13 protein-coding genes are annotated in these 19898 nt (G+C 46.2%); 6 read left to right on the forward strand and 7 right to left on the reverse strand.

Annotation, left to right across the window (positions count from 1 at the left end; all coding sequences use genetic code 11):
* From ACRBG0_RS25895 to ACRBG0_RS25910, 4 genes are all read left to right on the forward strand, one after another.
* A partial coding sequence (locus ACRBG0_RS25895) for a thiolase family protein (protein WP_431489734.1) occupies positions 1-689 on the forward strand: 689 nt, incomplete at its 5' end.
* 397 nt (positions 690-1086) lie between these two features.
* Positions 1087-2070: a M23 family metallopeptidase gene (locus tag ACRBG0_RS25900; RefSeq protein ID WP_431489735.1), complete on the forward strand. Its 984-nt coding sequence runs from the start codon at positions 1087-1089 to the stop codon at positions 2068-2070.
* Between the two features lie 112 nt (positions 2071-2182).
* Positions 2183-3250, forward strand: coding sequence for an AI-2E family transporter (locus ACRBG0_RS25905; RefSeq protein ID WP_431489736.1), 1068 nt, complete (start codon positions 2183-2185; stop codon positions 3248-3250).
* A 167-nt stretch (positions 3251-3417) separates the two neighbouring features.
* On the forward strand, positions 3418-4266 hold the full coding sequence (locus ACRBG0_RS25910; RefSeq protein ID WP_431489737.1) for a universal stress protein: 849 nt from the start codon (positions 3418-3420) through the stop codon (positions 4264-4266).
* 93 nt (positions 4267-4359) lie between these two features.
* Here ACRBG0_RS25910 and ACRBG0_RS25915 read toward each other — a convergent pair whose 3' ends face one another.
* From ACRBG0_RS25915 to ACRBG0_RS25925, 3 genes are all read right to left on the reverse strand, one after another.
* Positions 4360-5649: a sulfatase-like hydrolase/transferase gene (locus ACRBG0_RS25915; protein WP_431489738.1), complete on the reverse strand. Its 1290-nt coding sequence runs from the start codon at positions 5647-5649 to the stop codon at positions 4360-4362.
* 32 nt (positions 5650-5681) lie between these two features.
* Positions 5682-6893, reverse strand: coding sequence for a cytochrome-c peroxidase (locus tag ACRBG0_RS25920; RefSeq protein WP_431489739.1), 1212 nt, complete (start codon positions 6891-6893; stop codon positions 5682-5684).
* Positions 6894-7117: 224 nt separating this feature from the next.
* Positions 7118-11422, reverse strand: a complete 4305-nt coding sequence (locus ACRBG0_RS25925) for an SdrD B-like domain-containing protein (protein WP_431489740.1) — start codon at positions 11420-11422, stop codon at positions 7118-7120.
* A gap of 618 nt (positions 11423-12040) precedes the next feature.
* Between ACRBG0_RS25925 and ACRBG0_RS25930 the strand changes: the two genes are divergently transcribed.
* Both ACRBG0_RS25930 and ACRBG0_RS25935 read left to right on the forward strand, forming a co-directional pair.
* On the forward strand, positions 12041-12868 hold the full coding sequence (locus tag ACRBG0_RS25930) for an endonuclease/exonuclease/phosphatase family protein (protein WP_431489741.1): 828 nt from the start codon (positions 12041-12043) through the stop codon (positions 12866-12868).
* Positions 12869-13021: 153 nt separating this feature from the next.
* A complete protein-coding gene (locus ACRBG0_RS25935) occupies positions 13022-13516 on the forward strand; it encodes an FKBP-type peptidyl-prolyl cis-trans isomerase (protein WP_431489742.1) in 495 nt (164 codons plus the stop codon).
* Positions 13517-14172: 656 nt separating this feature from the next.
* Here the strand turns inward: ACRBG0_RS25935 and ACRBG0_RS25940 are convergent.
* The 4 genes from ACRBG0_RS25940 to bioA form a co-directional block, all read right to left on the reverse strand.
* Positions 14173-15945 carry a T9SS type A sorting domain-containing protein gene (locus ACRBG0_RS25940; RefSeq protein WP_431489743.1) on the reverse strand — a complete coding sequence of 591 codons (1773 nt, stop codon included), beginning with the start codon at positions 15943-15945 and terminating at the stop codon, positions 14173-14175.
* A gap of 368 nt (positions 15946-16313) precedes the next feature.
* Positions 16314-17387, reverse strand: a complete 1074-nt coding sequence (bioB, locus tag ACRBG0_RS25945) for a biotin synthase BioB (protein ID WP_431489744.1) — start codon at positions 17385-17387, stop codon at positions 16314-16316.
* Between the two features lie 16 nt (positions 17388-17403).
* Positions 17404-18561 carry a beta-ketoacyl synthase N-terminal-like domain-containing protein gene (locus ACRBG0_RS25950; protein WP_431489745.1) on the reverse strand — a complete coding sequence of 386 codons (1158 nt, stop codon included), beginning with the start codon at positions 18559-18561 and terminating at the stop codon, positions 17404-17406.
* Positions 18558-19856, reverse strand: a complete 1299-nt coding sequence (gene bioA, locus ACRBG0_RS25955; RefSeq protein ID WP_431489746.1) for an adenosylmethionine--8-amino-7-oxononanoate transaminase — start codon at positions 19854-19856, stop codon at positions 18558-18560. Before bioA ends, ACRBG0_RS25950 begins: the two co-directional genes overlap by 4 nt.
* Between the last annotated feature and the right edge of the window lie 42 nt (positions 19857-19898).

A 19898-nucleotide genomic window follows, 5' to 3' on the forward strand; every position in this document is an offset into this window, starting at 1 on the left:
CGGCTGTCAAGTTTGGTATCAGTCGCGAGGCCCAGGATGCTTACACCATTAGTAGTTACGAGCGTGCCGCTAAAGCGACCTCCGAAGGGTGGTTTGCCAAAGAGATCGTACCTGTCAGCGTACCTCAACGCCGAGGTGATGCTCTTGTGGTTACAGAAGACGAAGAATACAAGCGCGTAAAATTTGAAAAAATCCCTCAGCTGCGCGCAGCTTTCACTAAAGACGGAACTGTTACCGCAGCCAATGCTTCTACCATTAATGATGGTGCTTCTGCAATTATCCTGGTAAGTAAGCGGAAGATGGAAGAACTGGGACTGAAACCAGTTGCTAAAATTGTAGCTTTTGCTGACGCGGCTCAGGAACCTCAGTGGTTCACAACCGCTCCAACACTAGCTGCCCCTAAGGCATTGAAGCTCGCCGGTATGGAAATGAGTGATGTCGACTTTTTTGAAGTCAACGAAGCCTTTGCAGTTGTAAGCATGGCCTTTGCACAAGAGATGAAGATTGACCGTGAAAAAATGAATGTGTTTGGTGGATCCGTGGCTATTGGTCACCCACTAGGAGCGTCTGGTGCCAGAATCTTGACTACACTTAACAATGTATTGACTCAAGAGAAGGGCAGTGTAGGTATGGCCGCTATTTGTAATGGTGGTGGTGGCGCTTCGGCTTTGATTATTGAAAAGGTTTAGCCCCCTTTTTGATTAAACAAAATCACTTTTTATTTTCGTGCTGTTCCTAAGTTAACCCGTTTTTAGGAACAGCACAAAAATAAATAGAACGTGACTTAGCAAAAAATAAGATTTGTTTCGTCACGCTCTAAAGCCGAACAAAAGTGTAAAAAGGGATGTTTTAAAACTTTTTTGGTGTCAATTATTTTAAATTTACCATAAAAGTGACATTAGTTTTCCACATTAGCGTTAAAATTTTAGGAAAATGATGGCTTTATGTTACATTTGCCCAAGCCACTTGAAAAAACACCCCGATTTGTAACAGGCTAATCCGCTTTAGAGAGCTTTGAGAAAAATGAATTGTCCCTAAAACCTAATTAACTGCGGATAGCTATTTATTGGCTAATGTCAAACACTAATGAGAAGAGAACGTTACGTTTTTAATAAACAAACGCTCCGTTACGAGAAAGTAGTTGAACCGTTAAGTACGACCCTCCTAAGGGTATTTGGTTTTACTTGTGCTGCGTTATTTACCGCATTCGTATTTACGTTGATAGCGCATAAGTACTTCCCTTCTCCTAACGAAAAAGAACTACAAGCAAAAGTTGAGCGACTGGAAACATTCATCCAGACCGAGTCAGAACAGACTTTGGGGGATATGCAGAAAGCCGTTGATAATTTGCAAAAGCGTGATGCTTACGTACACCGCATGATTTTCGGGATGGATCCCATCGACGAAAATATCTGGACGGGTGGTATCGGAGGGCACGATGCTTACGGAGAATATGAGATTTACGGAGAGTCTGGAGAGATCATGTCTGACATCAAGTCTCGCATTGATCGCCTAAAGCACCAGGTCAACCTACAGTCCAGATCCTTAGACACAATAGTTGTGTTGGCAAAGGATAAGGAAACATTACTGGCTACCATGCCGACGATCAAGCCTGTCCGTTCGGATATGCTTTCCAAAGATTTACGATTACTATCTGGTTTTGGGCCTCGCTTGCACCCTGTTTTCAAGGTGATGCGGATGCACAACGGTATTGATTTTACTGCAAAATCAGGTACCCCGATTATTGCTTCTGGCGACGGCGTTGTACATCGTGCAGAGCGTGCTGGTGGTTTTGGTAACCTTGTTGTTATCAAGCACGGCAATGGCTACGAAACGTACTATGCTCACATGAGTAAGATCAATGTGAAAAAAGGCGAAAAGGTAGAACGCGGCCAAGTTATTGGTTTGGTAGGTAGCACTGGTACCTCTACTGCACCGCACTGTCACTACGAGGTGCATTACCACGGCCAACCCGTTAATCCACTAAGTTTTGTAATGGATGGATTAACCCCTGCCGAATACAAAGCACTTACGGAAGCAGCGGAAACCGTCAATCAATCCTTGCACTAGGATGTTCTTGTGCGGATAACAATACGAAATACTGCCAAAAAGGCGCTTTCCTCGGAAAGCGCCTTTTTGCGTTTGAAGCAAAACCCAATATTCTTACATAAAACACCAGCTCGTGCCTAATTTCTCAAACCATTCGCCGAACATTCGCCATGGGTTCTTTATCAGTCTGTTATTACTGGTAAGTGCCGCTTTTGCAGGGCTGATACAGCCTTTTGTAATGGCATTCTTTTGGGCAGTAGTGTTGGCCATTGTCTTCCGGAAATCGTTTCGATACTTGCGATTTTGGCTAAAAGGGAAAACCAATTTGGCGGCAGCTCTAACGACAGCCTTCATTATCGCCATTGTTGTTATTCCTTCTTTTTTGGTGCTGTTGGCACTTGTCAAGCAGGGGCAGGGCGTGGTAGAGAATCTTCGCTCTGGCGAATGGAATGTGGCAGGGATTGTTGATTACTACGAAGGGCAGGCCCCTCGTATTGAGGCTTTCCTGCAAAAGGTAGGAATTACACCGGAGCGTGTTAGTAATGATATCAGTACGTTTGTTTCTAAAATAGCCAACGTATTGGCCGATCAGGCTTTGGGTTACACCCAGGACGCGATTGCTTTGACTGCCGAGTTTTTCCTGATGCTGTATTTATTGTTCTTCTTTCTTCGTGATGGTCGCTCCATTGTTCGTTCCATTATTAATGTAGTACCAATGGGTAATAGTCGTGAATATACCCTGGTCAATCGCTTTGCCAGTGTAGTAAGAGCTACCTTAAAAGGAACAGTCATTGTGGCTGTTGTTCAGGGTGGACTGGGTGGATTGTTGTTTGCCATATTGGGGATTGAAGGCGCTTTTTTCTGGGGCGTTGTGATGACGTTACTTTCTTTTCTTCCTATTGGTGGGAGTACCTTGGTATGGGGCCCGGCAGCTATTTATTTTCTGGTGCAGGGGCCTTTTTGGAAAGGAATCGTTTTGATTGCCGTAGGTTCCTTCGTCATTGGTTTGGTCGACAACCTGCTACGGCCAATGCTTGTAGGCAGAGACACCCAAATGCCTGATTATCTGATTCTTTTAGCGACTTTGGGAGGGATTGCCTGGTTTGGCTTGTCTGGTTTTGTATTGGGGCCAGTGATCGCAGCGCTATTTATTACCTGTTGGGAAATGGCGGGTACTAGCTATGGCGGAAAGGAAAATTAGAGAGGTTTAAAGTATCCCGTAAAGTGACCATTTTCACCATCACATATTAACGGATGTCATTGCTGCTTGATTAAGCGTAGGTTAATTTTACACCAATGAGTCGTTGTTTTGTAGGTAGATTTCCTACATTATGATTACTTTTCATGTTGATCATAACAATTGCGAATATGTCCACTATTCTTTTCCCTACTGATTTTTCTGATGCTGCTACACGTGCGTTTATTTACGCCTTACAACTAGCAGACCGATTAGATGCAAAAATCATCACGTTGCACGTATTTGAGAAGCCGGATATTAGCGGACTTATCCAGGTTCCCCACAACTTGGAGGAGTTTTATAATAGCATTGATCTTTATGAATTTGATAACTATAAGGATGCTGTTCCGCTGTTAGATAAAATACAGGATGAACAAGGACTCAATCAGCTATCTGTCGTTCATACTCTGCATGAGGGGGATACAGAGGAGACCATTTTGGAACGCGCTATAGCGGAAAAGGCAGATTTCATTGTCATGGGTACTACCGGTGCACGAGGGCTGAAAGAGATTATTTTAGGCAGTGTTGCTGGTGAAGTCTTGGAAAATGCTTCTTGTCCGGTTTTAGCTATTCCTGAGCAGGCTGTTTTTGATGGAAAAATTGACAATATTGCTTTTACCACTGCTTTCCAGCCTCAAGAAAAGAAAGGGCTTGGTAAGGTGTTGCAGTTGTTTGAGGCATTCTCTCCTCAAATTCATTGTGTCAATGTAGATTTGGCACATACCGAAGAATACCACCATCGGATGGATGTGTTTAGTGCTGATTTCGTAGAAAATGATAACGTAGCCTTCCATGTATTGGATGGTACAGATTTCCAAACGGTTTTGACCAAGTTTCTCGAAGAAATGGAAATCGATGTCGTTGCGATGGTAACCGAAAAACGCAGTTTTCTGGAAGAATTGTTTCACTACAGCAAAACCAAAGCACTTTCTTACCACAGTAGAACGCCTATCCTTAGTTTGCCTGCGGCAAGTTTGTAGTAGTTTTGACTACTAAGTTTCAGAGGGGATAACTCTCAGCGGTCGGTATAAATGGCGTTGTGGTGTATAGCTGCTACGCCATTTATGCTTTTTTTATTGTCTTATGTTTAATAACTCCGTTTCTAATGCTGCCTTAGCGTTTAGTTGAGTACTTGATAATATTCCGTTCAATAAATTGTTTTGTTCGTAAGGATCGTCGTTTAGGTTGTAAAATTCATCACTGCCATTGGCACTTTTGATAAGTTTATAATCACCATTACTTATGGCCCAAAGATCATTGGTGCCATCATCTTTTTCAGCGTATTGAAAATTTCTTATCGTTGAAGATTGTGATAGTAATGATTTGAAGCTTTGGCTATCGTGAATTTTATTGACAGAAACTCCTGCCAGTTCAGAGATGGTGGCAAACAAATCTGTACTTGTAATGAGGTTATCGTCATTCCCTGTTCTTGAAACGCCTTTCCCGGAGATAAACATGGGAACATTTATACCACCTTGATTCAAAGAACCTTTTGCCGTAAGAAAGGTGTATGGAGCTTGTGCTACTTGATTGGGTGTTCCATTGTCGCCAATAAAAATGATAATGGTATTTTCTCTTTCCTCTAAAGGGATATTGTCTAACATCCTTCCGATTTGGAAATCCATTGCTTCAATAGCCGCCATATAATAGGGCATTTCATCCATTCCATTTACATAAGCGGGCAAGTTTCCTTGAGAGTGCATTTCATTTGGCGGCACGTGAAATGGGGTATGAGGAGCATTGTAAGCCAGCCACATAAACCAGGGCTTTTCTTGTTGATCTATCCAGTCTATGGCTAAGTCTGTAAATTTACTGGTAGTGTAATCTGTTACAATGTTACCAGCTCCACCTTCTGTCAATAGCCAGTTGTAATAACTTTGGGATTCGCCTCTGATAAGGCCTGCATAATAATCTATTCCGAATACCTCGGGATTGAAAGTACCATTACTTCCAGATAAATGCCATTTTCCGACGATGGCAGTTGAGTAGCTGTTATTTGTCTGGTAGTTTATGTATTTCTGCAAGCTCGTTTCCGACAAGTCGAGTTCATCTCCTGCCCATTTTACACCTGTTCTATAACCATATTTCCCTGTTAGAATAGAGGCCCTTGTAGGTGAACAAGTTGGATAAACCCAAAAATTAGCAAAAGATATTCCTGAGGTTCTAATGGCATCAATATTTGGGGTGTTTGGTTTGATGCTTCCTTCCGAAAATCCATTAATAGCATCTTTGCCCAAATCATCTGCGATGATCAGTAGGATGTTTGGAGTACCTTCAGTAGGGGTAGGAATATCAGTCATTCCATCATCGTCATTACAGCTAAGCAATGAAAAGAGGAGGGTTATAAGAAGTAATCGTTTCATGTTTTTTATACTATTATTCTTGGTGTTGCTCCCTATTCAAATGGGTCGCTATATTTTTCATCAGCCAGCATTTGGCTGTCTGTTAGTGTGTTTAAGAAAGCAACTAAGGCATCTTTCTCTTCTTGTGTAAAATTGAATTGCCCAACTTCTCCATCTGAATTTACCAAAGGGGTAATTAAATTTGGGTGATTTTGAATACCTGAGCTATAGTGGTCAATGACCTCTTCTAAAGTTGCAAATCTGCCATCGTGCATATAAGGTGGTCGAATGGCGATGTTTTTTAAAGAAGGAAATTTAAACTTCCCAATATCTCTTGTATTCCCTGTTGCTTCATTAACGCCTAAATCGGTAGTCGACATAGCATCTAAACCGTTGGATGTGGCAAAGGTGGTAAGTGGGCCAGGGTTACTTGGAAGAGGACCTACAAAAGCTTCCGTTTGATGACAACCAACACAGTTTCCATTCACACCATTCGTAAGTAAACGAGGTAAATAAAAAAGTCGTTTCCCTTGATTTTCTAATGCTGAAAACCCTGGAAAATCTGTAATGGGAGATTGAACCTCGCTCCTTGCTTGGTCGTATTTTGAGGTCGTACTCACAAGGCTTCTTACAAATTGTGCCAAAGCTCTTGAAATTCTGTCACTTGTAATAGTTGCGTCTCCAAAAGTATCTTCAAATAAGGGCGGATAATAAGTTTGTTCACTTGCTATATTGATTAACTCTGAAAGTGTTAAACCCATTTCTATATCATCCTGAAATGGCATCAAAACTTGCTCTTCTAAAGTTGCTGCTCGTTCATCCCAAAAGAATTGTCCACCGGCATAAAATCGAGCATTAACAATTCCCATGGAATGTCTTCGGGTATGTTCACCATCAAACCCTTCGCTGAGTATTTCGGGGTCCGAAAAACCGTGTTCCGCTTTATGGCAAGAGGCACAAGAAACGGAACCATTGGCGCTTAGTTTTTTATCATAAAAAAGCACTCTGCCTAATGTCGCTCCTGCATCTGTAATTTGGTTGTCAATAGGCGTATTATCGTATTCAATAGCTGGCTGAAACTGAAATTGAGCAGGAAACCCATTCGTTGTATAGTGGATGGGGAGTTGAATATTGGCATAGTTGAAGTATTGTTCGGGCAAATTCAACTCGGCAAATGGGTCAACGGGAATTTCAATATCATCTTTGGAACAGGTGGCTATTAAAACGGCTGCTCCTAAAATCAATGTTGCGATGGTCTTATTCATTGGTCTGGTAACTTAGCGACAGTTAGTAATCCGCCGGGACTTACTTTGACAAATGTAGGATTGACATCTATTCCATGTTAGGGTTTAATTTCATTTTGTATGAAATTTGGCTACAACTTGTTTTTTTGCAGAACACTTGGCCCTAAACTACAAAGGCACCTAAGAAGATCATCTTCTTAAATGCCTTTGCGCAATACATTGGTGGTTCAAACTATTTTATTTCATCAATCCCTTACTCTCACCACACGTTGTTGTACCATTTCGCCATCGCGGAAGCGTACCCGAATGAGGTAAACGCCGTCATTGATCGCTCGTAGCTCCACCGGTACAGGATTTCCTTGGAAGTCGGCATCCTGGCGGTGGTTGATTTGCCCTTGCGGGGTGATCACTTCAATCGCCGCCCGCCCGCTACGGTTGACGCTAATGTGTACCTGATCACGGGCTGGGCTGGGATAGGCATTCATCACTGTGAGGCCCATGGTTTCTTCGCGGAAGACGGTGATTTGATTGCTAGGAACCAGCGCACCTCCTGTCGTAATACCCAGAATTTGGTAGTAAAGATTACCCACCGAGGCCGTAACCCGCAAGAAATTGTACTGGTCTAACCCGGTAGCAGACAAGAAGGCTACTTCCTGGAAGGTATTCCCTTCATCAATAGATTCTCGCACAACAAAGAAGTCGTAATTATCCGGAGCATCGCTTAAACTCCAATCCAGGTTTACGCCGCCTTGCACGGAGTTGCCACTGAGGATAATCACGCCGGTATCGTCAAGTACCGGATCACAAGGCCCTTCTGTCCAGTTAAAGATACCGGCATTCTCTGCGTAACAGATGTTGGCATAAGTACGGCCATCACAACCACAGACCGGATCATAGATTTGGGTGCAAATTTGCTCTTCTACATCTAGTACAGGACAAGGTAAATCTGGCAATTCATCACACGGCAGCAAGGTCACACAGTGCGTAGCATAACAACAGGTGATATTGATTGCATCGCCAATAATTTGCCGTAAAACGATGTCAAAGCAGACCTCATCACCGGGCTGACCACTGAGCTGCACCGGTAGGCTGCCACTGTAAGTTCCTCCTGAAGGTACCGTAGTACCCAGCATGTATACGCCAGGGTTACCAACGGCACCGGGGTAGCCACTAGCATCGAGTAATGATACTGCGTTTACTGCAAAGGGAGAGTTATTGACAAAGCTAAATTGGTAAACATAGTCGCCGTTATCATCACAGTATAACTGATCTTCTACTACTGTCAAACAGTACGGACAGTAGACTGCTACGGTATCTCGACAAACCACAGAATCAGCATTGAGCCAGTTGATTTCGATCCGGATAGAGTCCGTACTGGTAACACCTTCTACACAAAAGTCAAACAAGTTGTAGTTGGTATTATTAGGTACGATACCGCTGCTGTGGTTCCAACTAATGGCCGTAGGCGCTGCCGGATTATCAAAGCTGGGCGTCCAACCATCAAGGATGGCGGGTAGCGTACTGAGGCCATCGTAAGTGACGCCGGGCGTGATGATATTGGTCTGAATACTGGTAAAGAGGTTAGGATCAAGGTTGAAAGTATCCGTGATCAGTAACTCAAAACAGCAATATTCGGATTGATCATCAGTCACAGGTCTCACTTCGGCACTCACATCGGGGCATGGATCACACAGCGGAAACGGAATACAAGCCTCGTAAGCGAAACAACAGAGGCGCTCTTCTTCGTCATCATGGGCCGTAATGACTACACAAAGCGAATCCCCATACAGGTCCGCCGACGTGTTGATCGTGTACGTCAGCGTGACCTGATCACCGGGCTGCAGCTTGGGATTAAAAGTATAGCCGGTGGGGGAAATGCTCGCGCCCGCAGGCAACGTGTTGGGATTAAGATTTAAGTCGATGTAGCCGATGCCGCCAGGGATATCGCTGCCCGGTGGTACCTCAAAATCAATGGTATAGAGGTAACCTGCAGTGTCACAAACCAGGCTGTCGCTGAGGTATTCCAAACAAGGTGCCTCTGGCGGACAAGCAAAAGTGAGCGTATCGGTACAGAAAATTTCGTAGTTCTGGTCTAGGTAGTTGACGACCATGTATTGAGGCGTAGCGTACACGTTTTGTAAACAAAAGTCGAGTAAGCCATTGATGTTATTCGGCATTGCCCCCAAAGCAGTGGGGATAATCACCATGCTACTGTCTGTGTAGTTGGGGGTACTATAACCAGGGGGAATAACGTACCCGTGTTGGAATTCGGCGCCGTCCAAGAGGTTGAAGCTGATGCCAAAGATATTTTGCGATCCCGTGTTGATAAAGTCCAGAATATGGCAACAACCACCTACTCCTTGGGGATTCTCTGGCGAAGAAGGAATGATCTCCAAACCATTTTCGGTAGCACAATCTTCGATGGGGCAAGCACAATCGTAGATGTCCACATCGCCCATTGTTCCTTTCACGTAGATCGATCCGTCTGTGCTACCGTCTGTATCAATGGCAATAGTATTCAAATCAGCGTAAGTTCCCGGAGCATTACCCGTACTGGGCACAAGCCCAAAACCGTAGGTGTACTGCCCAGAGGTCATAATCAAAGCATTAGAGGTAATCGCAATTTCGGTATCACAGCCACCTTCTGGTGGGGTTTCGCCCGTAAAGCTATCATAGCCATAATCGACACCACCCGCAGAGTTGGTGTGGATACTGCCGAGCTTGCCAATGTAGATTTGCTGAGGTGCAGACCACCCCGGTCCGGTGCTGGTGTACTGGAAAATACTGGAAGCATGCGCACCTCCGCGCTCTGCAACAACCATCTTGCTGCCATCGGCGGTAAGAGAAATATCCGATACGCGGTTGTTTCCTACACTAAATTCCAACGCTTCTGTTCCAGTGATAAGCCCGGTAGCCGGATTGACCGTCAAGGAATAAATTTGGGTAAAGCTCCCCACTGGGTCACGGGCAAAGTATACTTCGCCGCCTTGGTAAGCAATCCCGAAGAGTTGCTGTCCACTACCGACTTGGCCAGTAAAAGTAGGGTCGAAAACCTGCATCACCGTTCCTGGCGTAGCAGAAGTATTGGCCAGTCCGGCAATAACCACAATCGTCTGATCTGCACGATTGGTCAGGTACAATACTTCGTTGTCGCCGTTATAGGTGATATTCCCAATGCCGGAGCCATTGTTAAATATCTTATTGGTACCAACAGTAGTGGCGCCGGCATCGGCCAGCACAAAGTCGGTCACCTGCCCGGTATAAGCATTGATCCAAAAGACTTCTGCATTACCGTTGGTGATTGGGTAGCTGCCCCAGAAAAGACTGGGTGCAGAGGTGGCAAAAGCGTGAAATTCACTGTCAGTCGTCAAACCAAAGACCGATCCCATCGTGCTTTGCCGCCAATCCGGGTGGTCTATATCGGTAGGGTTCCAGCTCACATTTACACCGCGTGGTGCAGGGGCATGGTTCCTAATGTCTTTCACGGTCAATACTCGGCCAGGTACCAGTGCATTGTTCACTGGACTGAAGCTATGAATCGCCATGCCACAATGGAATCGCTTGTTGCGTGGGTTCAGGTAGAACGGGCCACCTTGCACGGTAGCATCTATTTCTACGCTCCGCGTATAAGTGGTAGGTGTTGTAGGCTCAAATTCTGCTGGATCATAAACGACTTCCAGTTGATATTCACCGGCGGGCAGTCCGGTGAGGCTATAAGTACCATTGGCATCAGACTGAGTGGTTGCGACCACTTCGCCTTGTAGGTTCAGCAGGCGGATGTCCACCAGGCTGATACCTCTTTCCAATACCGGATTTATTGCACCATCAGCATCGTAGTCATAGCAAACCTGATCGCGGATATTACCAAAACCAGGCGCAGTGACACGGTAAAAAGCCAGGTCGTTACGTTCCTGCCCTGGCGCTAGACCCAGATTAATCAGGGTAGGACTTCCCCATAAAGTATTAGGGCTACCACCGGCTACCGACAGCTCGTAGTCGTCTGCCGAAGGCAGGCCATTAAAGAAAAATCGCCCATCCGGGCCTGTAGCCTGTACAATACCAGCTGGCATACCGCCGCCACTCAAAACGACCGTGGTGTTAGGCAAAATAGGCTCCGTAGCATCATAGCTGCCATTGCTATTGAGGTCAAAAAAGACCAAGCCACTGATACTCCCCAGTTCGCTGGGTCGAATAATAGCAAAATTCTGCCCTGGCACATCGCCACTCCCTTCATAGACGATGCTGATGATGGGGGGCACAGCTACCTGGTCAGCATTCATTACTTCTACTGCAAAATAGGCAGTGCCTTCCTGGATATCACAAAATTCGTACTGCCCATTCATATTCGTGGTAGTACTTATGCTCATGCCATCGTTCAATACAGCATTTACGGTCCACCCAAAAATCCCTGGTTCACCGGCATCTTGTAGTCCGTTGTTGTTATAATCTTCATACACCGTGCCAGAGACACAACCCTGGCTGTAGAGACTGCCCGCTAGGAGGAAAAAAGAGCAGCATAGCAACATTATCTTCGTTAGGTGTAGTTTCATTGTACTAGGTTTTGTTTCCCTCTATTGCACCAGCAAAAGAAACCTTACCCTTACAATTAGATTTTTTTGGAAAAGAGTTTGTTTGGAAATTTTGCAAACTGGTTTTAGCTTCGCTGATCGTCGTTCCTCCTCGGAGTTCAACGATTTACGGTTCTGGTTAAGAAGTCAAAATCGAGCTTAGCGGGCTAAGTGAGATTTTTAGTTCGAAGACAGGTTCGGGAATCCTTTAAAACCAGGAAGCATTAAGCTGTTTTCTCCAAATATTTCGACCACCTGTTTTTTGCCAAATGAAATTTCCCAACAAACTCTTAATTTCTTTGGCATCCCCCCGTACCTGACGGTCGGGGCCAGGCTATCCGCTCTTATGCCCTTGCTGCGCAGTGCATACCGCTACTATCCTTGGCTGTTACGGCCCTGCCGGCCCGTCGGGCTCCGGGCGGCTGCCCTGCGCACTAATTTTTGGAATGGATATGTGGCATTAAGTGCAATGCATCATGAAATAGAATAGTGGAGACAATGCATCGCGTCTCTACGTATATTTGCGAATTCTGATCCTGGTGAGGGTAGGCGTTGCGGTTGTAACGTCTCTATGGGATGCAAAATCATTAATCTGATGCTATGCGGTTTCTACGGGTGTTTTTCTTTTGGGTATTCAATAGCCTTCTGCTTGTCATGCAGGCGCAGGAATTCACCTTGCTTACCTGGAATATCCAGAACCTGGGGCAAAGCAAAGATGATAGTGAAATTCGCAACATTGCAGAAATTATCAATGAGTTTGATATTGTTGCAGTCCAGGAGGTCGTCGCCAAAGATCCTCGCGGAGCACAAGCTGTTGCCCACCTAGCAGACGAACTCAACCGCATGGGCGACCGCTGGGACTATCGGGTTAGTGATCCTACCCGTAGCCCTTCGCCTCATATCAGCGAACGTTACGCTTTTCTTTGGCGATCTTCCAAAATACAGTTGGTCGGCCGCCCTTATTTGGATAGCAAATTGGCAGACGAATGCGACCGAGAGCCCTACCTGGGGCAGTTTCGACTAAAGTCTGAAGGCACCCCTTTTTATATTGTAAATGTTCATTCCCGTACCTACGATAAGCAACCAGAAAAGGAGATTGCTCATTTTGAAGCCTATCAAAACCGTTTAGCTTCAGAGCTGGTGTTCTTAGCAGGAGACTTCAACCTTTCTGAAGATCACCCCGTTTGGGCGTCCTTCTATAAGGTGGGCTATCAACCTTCCATCTCTGATATGGCGACAACCCTCAAAAGGAAATGTGCCCGTGGAAATTACCTGAACCATTCTATTGATAATATCTATTACGACCAGGATGTCGTCGAACTTCACCGTTCGGGGCGGGTAGATTTTGTAAGAGATTGCGAATTGCTTGAGGTTAGGCGAGGTTTGTCGGATCATTTGCCCGTTTTTTTAGAGTGTAGCATTAAATAATTTCATAAATACGTGAATGTATTTATACGAATGGAAGCCTCCATCGGATTGCTGCTATTCCAGAGTCTAGTAGAGAATACATTTCTTAGGTTTTAAAGGGCTAACTTTGTGGGGATAGTTCGTGTATATGTTTCACCTTATTGATTGTTGTCTATGGTTATTGAAGAAAAAAAAGTAGTTGCAGTCCACTATACCCTTACGGAAGGTAGTGCTGATGGAGCCTTAGTTGAATCTACCCTGGGTAGCAAGCCGCTTAAATTTGTTTACGGTATTGGCATGGTGCTACCCGACTTTGAGGCCAATTTAAAAGGGCTGAAGCCAGGTGGGGCATTTGCTTTTGGTATCCAGTCAGCCGACGCTTATGGCTACTACGATGAAACTGCTATGGTCGAGTTGCCCAAGTCGATGTTCGAAGAAGATGAAAGTCTGCTGGAGATAGGGAGGACGCTACCCTTACAAGACGAGGAAGGCCATCCTCTTATGGGAACAGTCATTGCTGTTGGGCAGGAAAATGTTAAGCTGGATTTTAACCACCCGCTGGCCGGAGTTGACTTATTTTTTACCGGGCATGTTGAATCAATTCGCGATGCCGAGCCGGAGGAGCTGGAGCATGGTCACGTACATGGTGACGGAGGGCACCACCACTAGCTTCGGGAGATTATAGGCCGCTAATACCTGTTGCGAAGTGGTTTACAGCCTGACTTGGAGGAGTATAATTGCGTTGCTCTTTTGGGGTGGGCGCTTATCCCTTGCTATTTTCATTTAGTACTATGTTGTAAACATTCGAGCTTGTTTGCCTGCGGTGATCGTCGCAGGCCCCTCAGAGTTATCGTCCCAAACAAGCTCTGAGAACCCAAGGGACGATCATGACGTTTATTACTGATAATAAATGGAGAGTTGTACGCGAAATTAAATGTGTAAATAGTTGATTTTTAGTTGGTTTTGGTGCCATTTGTAGTTTTAAAGCAGAGCTTAAAGAGACGTAAAGAGAGTAGGATGAAATGAGTGCGGGCCATAGTTATCGGCGGACCCTGGAGGGTCAACCCACCCAAGCCTCAGTCGCCGTCGACCATCCCCAAAACCATGGGGCATGGCCATAGTACTTTATGCACTCACCGAAGCGAATGCCACGCAATATCCAAACTTATACCTCTGAATGCCCCAAGAAATGGGGGTAGTTACCTATGATGGGGAATAATTCCATCGCAAATATAGGTAATTTTGTTTTTAAATAAAAAAGATAAAACTTTTAATTTGCTGGAATTGCGCCATAGTACCTGCCTTTTTCCCTTGTTTTTTGCGAATTAAGGATGGATGATAACCACCCGCTTTCGCCACGGATGGCTCCCCGTATTACTGGTGAGCAAATAACAGCCTGCAGGTAAATTGGCTGTAGAAAGTTGATAAAAACCATTGTGGTCTGTTTGGAATCGGTGGAGGAGTTTTCCTTGCGGAGTCCAGAGTTGGAGGGGAATTGATTGAGGCAGGGCCAGGGAAATATTGAGGTAATCACCTGCCGGATTGGGCCATATCTTTCCTTCATTACGGTTGGAGGCAGCCTGAGTAGCGACCAGGCCAATTACCCCTAGATTACTGATGACCACTTTGCCCGGCCAGATAACTCCAACAATCCGGTAGACCACATTAGGAAGCAGTGGGGCGATGTCTAAATAAGCAAAAGTGGCATTGCTGACCTCCGCAAGTGTCAACCAGGGGCCGTTAGATACTCGCCGTTGTACCAGGAAATAGCGATAGTCGGTCATACCTGGGTTGGTCCATGAAAGCTGTACGTGCAGGTCGTCGTTTAATTCCGCGATCAATGGAATACTGTCTAGAGGTAGGTCGCTACAAGGGCCGTTGGTCCATTCCTGGATACCCGACCAACTGAGGGCCGCACAGGCGTTGAGGTAGGTCATGCCGTCGCAACCACAGACGAGATTTACGAAATTAGGGCAACTGTCCTCCCAATTGATTTGACCAGGGTTGGTACATTGGTCACAGTCGAAATAAAAGCTTTCACAAGTAGTAAAACTGGCCGTCTCATAGCAGTTTTCACCGTTGCGGTCACGGCGGGTTGCAGTCATGCATATTTCATATTCGGTGTCTTCAGCTAGGCCGCCAAAGGTGATGGCTTCGTTGCCATCTACTGTTCCTGCGCCTAGACCTGTGAGTGTAAAGGCCACTTGGTCGCAATCGTTTAAGGCATTGGCTTGCAGCCGAATTTGTGTGTTCTCGCAATCAATAGCCAGTGAAAACCCCTGTTCGGCGTCAATGATAAAGTCTTCGTAAGCGGTGCAGCAATGGTCGCAATCTGGTATTGGAAAGCAGTAAGTTGCGGTACAGCATTCTACCGCAATACCCGTTTCCAAGTATCGTTTAGGACTTAAGGAGAAGCAAATTTCGTCAAGGAAAGCTGCGTCAGTACGGAAGTGTAATTCCAAGCCAGACTGGCTGCCTCCAGGAGCTAAGCTAGCAGACAGAGAAAGGGTTTCTTCGAAGATTAAGTCTTGCCCATCCGGCTCACGAACCTGTAGCTGGTTGACAGTAAAAGGACTGTTGTTTTCAAAAGTGAAAAGATAGCTATAGGTACTGTCTGCAAGGCATTCAATGGAATAGTCGGCGGCTTGCCAGCAGGCTCCGCAGGCTAGCTGTAAGGTGTCTCGCTGTAGGACATTGTTGCCACTTCGCCAGACGACTGCCAAGGAAATATGATCTGCACTATTCCAGCCTGTTAAGCAAAAATCAAAGAGGGGTTGGTCGCCGGGAGGGAGTTCTCCGCCTTCCCAGGTCCAGCGTAGCCGCTTTTGTTGTTGGAGTACCGTTTGTTGCCAACCACTGCCTAAAGGGTAATCAATGCTGGAAAAAGTAATATCGGTATCGATTAACTTGGTCTCAATACTAGTGATCCCTTGGGGGAGATTGTAGGTATAACCAAACTGAAAACAACAGTCTCCTTCACTGGTATTAGCATAAATGCTGTTACTTAGTTCTTGTGCGAGTACACAGGATGTTGCCCCACCTATAAAAAGTATAAACAGGAGGCATAAGCGCAACCGGGAGGAGGTAGTTGTTGACATCAAACCAAAGCTTTTTATTCGAAATGAAAGGATGCTTTGGTATAGATACCGTGGGACAGCGAAATCTTACCTTTTGGTGCTCACTGCGTTCGCGGGAGTGCTCGCTATGCGAGCGGTTTGTGCTCGTTACACTCGCGGTGGTACTTGCTATCGCTCGTGTTTGTGTTCGTTAGCACTCACGGGGGGACTCGTTATCGCTCGCGGATGAGACTGTAGATTAATGCGTGTATCCTTCTTTTATTGGCCCCAAAAACCGTGAGCGTAGCGAACATCACCGCGAACGAAGTGAGCACAAATCGTGAATCCGATTTATCGGATGAACACCTCCGTAAGTATAACGAACACTGCTACGAGCAGAGCGAGTACCTCTACTCCTTCTTCGCGTAAGCTACATTGGCTTCAATTTTATGACCTGGACGAGACCACTTAATTTGGCGTTCTGCTGCGGGCTTTTCTGTTTCTGTCTGAGGTTCTCTCTTTTCGTGCTTACTATAAGCTTGGGTCGGTTGAAGACCCAATAAGTCGAACATATCTAAATCAGAATGTAAGTCTGGATTGGGGGTGGTGAGAAGCTTGTCTCCTGCAAAAATAGAACCTGCACCTGCCATGAAGCATAGTGCTTGTCCTTCGGTCGACATCTCGGTGCGACCAGCGGAAAGGCGTACGGTGGCGCGGGGCATTACGATGCGGGTAGTCGCTACCATGCGAACCATTTCCCAGATGGAAACGGGGTGTTGCTCTTCCAATGGTGTCCCTTCTACAGCCACGAGTGCATTGATGGGGACTGACTCTGGTTGCGGGTCCAATTGAGAAAGGGTGAGCAGCATACCACAGCGGTCTTCTGCTTTTTCGCCCATTCCTACAATACCTCCTGAGCAAACGGTAATGTTGGTTTTTCGAACATTATCCAAGGTCTTCAGGCGGTCTTCATAGCCTCGGGTAGAGATGACTTCCTTGTAATATTCCTCGGAAGTGTCGAGGTTGTGGTTATAGGCGTAAAGGCCGGCATTTTCCAAGCGTTTGGCTTGGTTTTCGGTGAGCATACCGAGGGTACAGCACACTTCCATGTCGAGTTTGTTGACGGTACGTACTAGGTCGAGTACATGCTCAAACTCTTCGTTGTCTTTGACATTACGCCAGGCTGCTCCCATACATAAACGAGAAGCACCACTGGCCTGGGCACGGATAGCTGCCTGCGTGACCTGATCTACGGTCATAAGGTCGTTGGTTTCAATATCCGTATGATAGCGAGCTGCCTGTGGGCAGTAGCCACAATCTTCGGGGCAACCGCCTGTTTTGATGGATAGGAGCGTGCTAATTTGTACTTCCCGCGGGTTATGGTGTTCGCGGTGTACTGTTGCTGCTCGATAAACAAGCTCCAAGAGAGGAGAGTTATAAACTGCTAATACTTCTTCGAGTGTCCAATGCTTTGTTGCGCTCATGCTAAAGTCTTTTTCGCTATGGTTTTGTGATGATCAGGCTGATGGCATTACCACCAAAGCCCAAGGCGTTGACCATTATGCTACGAATGTTCTTCGGTGGCACGGTCGGTGTAAGGTAGGGGATAGGTAGGAAGGTTTGGTGCTCTAAGAGCAGTAGGGCCAGTTCCAGACTAAGCCCTCCAGAGGCACCCAGGGTGTGGCCCAACTTCCATTTGTTGGAGGTCAAAGATGGCATATTTTCCCCAAATACGCTACGAATAGCCCGCCATTCACTAAGATCTCCCAAGCGGGTGCCGGGGCTATGACAAATAACAACATCTACGGTCTTTTTTTCTGCCTCTCTTAGTGCTTGATTCATAGCTTTTTGTAAAGCTAGGCCGTTTTTAGAAATGGCTGTTAAGGTTGCAGTATTTTCTCGGGCGTAGCCCAGGCCACTCAAATGCGCGAGCGGCTGGGTGGCATCTTTCATGAGGGCAAAAAGGGCACTGCCTTCCCCAAGTACCATCGTGTTTTCGGTTTTGTTTAGATCCAGGGCGCGGTTTGGAAATGTGGTGTCGGAAAGGTTGGAATATATTTTTAAAGCGTTCATTTGGGCGAGGGTAAATGGCGTTAATGGTGCCTCTGTACCTCCCGCTAAGAACTGATTGTAACGCCCGGATTCCAACCATACTACAGCATTTGCAACAGCGTGCAAAGCAGTACTACAGGTGATAGAGTTGTCGGAAGTGAAGCCGTGTATACCCAGGTGTTGGGCGGTATGCGTGGCGAGATTTCCCGCAGTCGTTAAGGGCGAACTTTGGGGCGATAATCGTTCCTTTTGGTCTTGGAATTGTTGAAAATACGCTTCCCAGCTGCCTGTAGCCCCCCTGGAGGAGCCCAGGTAAAGTCCACTTTCTATTCCTTTGTTTTTCCAACCTGCCCGCTGTAGTGCTTGTTCCCCGGCCAGCATGGCCAGCAGTACGGAACGATCGAGGCGATGATAGCCTTTTTCTTGTTGACTCAAGCTGTGAATACGGTCTTCTGTAATAGCCGGTAGGCTAGCCACCCAATCATCATCACGTTGCTTGATCGCCGTTTGGGGCTGTAAGTAAGCTTGCCAAATCCCTTCTGGGAGGTGGCCTAAAGCAGAAGTGCTGCCCCAACCAACGATGCTTATTCTTTTCGATTGCTTCACGCGGAAATAGCTGAGGTTGATATCATTTGTAAACTTTCTTCAATCGCCAGATAGACTTCTTTCAGCTGCGTTTCGGTCATACAATAAGGAGGTAAAATGTAGATGACATTACCCAAGGGACGAAGGAGAATGCCCCGTTCCAAAAAGAAATAGTACAATTTATCACGAAGATCATTGAAGTAAGAAGTGCCTTCGGGGGTGGCAAACTCTAGCGCAATAATGGTGCCCGTTTGCTGGACCCTGCGCAAGGCTGGATGTGATATAATTTTGGTTCTGAAAGCAGCATGTTGCTTCACAATCCTTTGAATATTCGCTTGGGTTGTTTCCCTTTCGAGTAAGTCGAGACTGGCCAAGGCTGCTGCACATCCTACAGGGTTAGCGGTGTAGCTGTGGCCATGAAAGAAGGCTTTAAGTTTGTCTTCGGAGAGAAATGCAGAAAATATTTTTTCGCTGCAAGTGGTAATGGCCAAGGGGAGCGTTCCACCCGTAAGGCCCTTGGACATGGCCATGATGTCGGGCTGCTCTTGAAGTTGATTACTAGCAAAGGTGGTGCCAGTACGGCCAAAGCCCGTCATTACCTCATCCGCAATACAGAGCACATCATAGCGATGGCAAAGCGAGATAAGTTGATCAAGTACTTCTGGCGTATACATCAGCATACCTCCGGCTCCCAAGATGAGGGGTTCGAAAAGAAAAGCGTAGACTTCGCCTGTCTGGAGATGGTGTTCCAGCTGTTTGAGTGCTTCCTGGGTACGCTGTTCGTCAACAGGGGCGGGAATCCTCCAAACCTCAAAGAGATCGTCATGAAAAGCCCGGTTGAAATCATGATCGCCACTAGCAGCCATCGCTCCAAATGTCTCTCCATGAAAAGCTTCATTGAAAGCGACGAGCTTACTACGCCTTTTACCTTGGTTGTAGAAATATTGGCGGGCCATTTTGATGCCGATTTCTACCGCAGTAGAGCCGTTGTCTGAATAGAAAATACGTGCTTGCTGATCAGGAAGATGCGTAAGCAAACGTTCTGCTACTTCTACAGCGGGAGGGTGTGTGAACCCCGCAAAAATAACGTGCTCGAGGGTGAGCAACTGGGCATAAATTTTCTCTGCAATATAGGGATGACTGTGCCCGTGGAGATTGACCCACCAAGAGGAAACCGCATCAAGGTAGCGTTCCTCATTTTCGCCTATCAGGTAAGGGCCTTCGCCGCGAACGATGGGAAGAGGAGGAGCAGCCGTTTTTTCTTGTGTATAGGGGTGCCAGATAACCCGCTGGTCTCGTTGGGTGAGGGTAGACATTTTAAGGTACTTTGTACAAGGTGAAAAGACTAAGGAACAGCA

Source organism: Lewinella sp. (genome assembly GCF_050633125.1).
Taxonomy (GTDB): Bacteria; Bacteroidota; Bacteroidia; order Chitinophagales; family Saprospiraceae; genus Lewinella.

Bases quoted from the DNA above. Each gene is read 5' to 3' on its own strand.
- ACRBG0_RS25900 (WP_431489735.1), top strand. From the start codon at position 1,087: ATGAGAAGAGAACGTTACGTTTTTAATAAACAAACGCTCCGTTACGAG.
- ACRBG0_RS25910 (WP_431489737.1), top strand. From the start codon at position 3,418: ATGTCCACTATTCTTTTCCCTACTGATTTTTCTGATGCTGCTACACGT.
- ACRBG0_RS25915 (WP_431489738.1), bottom strand. From the start codon at position 5,649: ATGAAACGATTACTTCTTATAACCCTCCTCTTTTCATTGCTTAGCTGT.
- ACRBG0_RS25920 (WP_431489739.1), bottom strand. From the start codon at position 6,893: ATGAATAAGACCATCGCAACATTGATTTTAGGAGCAGCCGTTTTAATA.
- ACRBG0_RS25925 (WP_431489740.1), bottom strand. From the start codon at position 11,422: ATGAAACTACACCTAACGAAGATAATGTTGCTATGCTGCTCTTTTTTC.
- ACRBG0_RS25930 (WP_431489741.1), top strand. From the start codon at position 12,041: ATGCGGTTTCTACGGGTGTTTTTCTTTTGGGTATTCAATAGCCTTCTG.
- ACRBG0_RS25935 (WP_431489742.1), top strand. From the start codon at position 13,022: ATGGTTATTGAAGAAAAAAAAGTAGTTGCAGTCCACTATACCCTTACG.
- ACRBG0_RS25940 (WP_431489743.1), bottom strand. From the start codon at position 15,945: ATGTCAACAACTACCTCCTCCCGGTTGCGCTTATGCCTCCTGTTTATA.
- bioB (WP_431489744.1), bottom strand. From the start codon at position 17,387: ATGAGCGCAACAAAGCATTGGACACTCGAAGAAGTATTAGCAGTTTAT.
- bioA (WP_431489746.1), bottom strand. From the start codon at position 19,856: ATGTCTACCCTCACCCAACGAGACCAGCGGGTTATCTGGCACCCCTAT.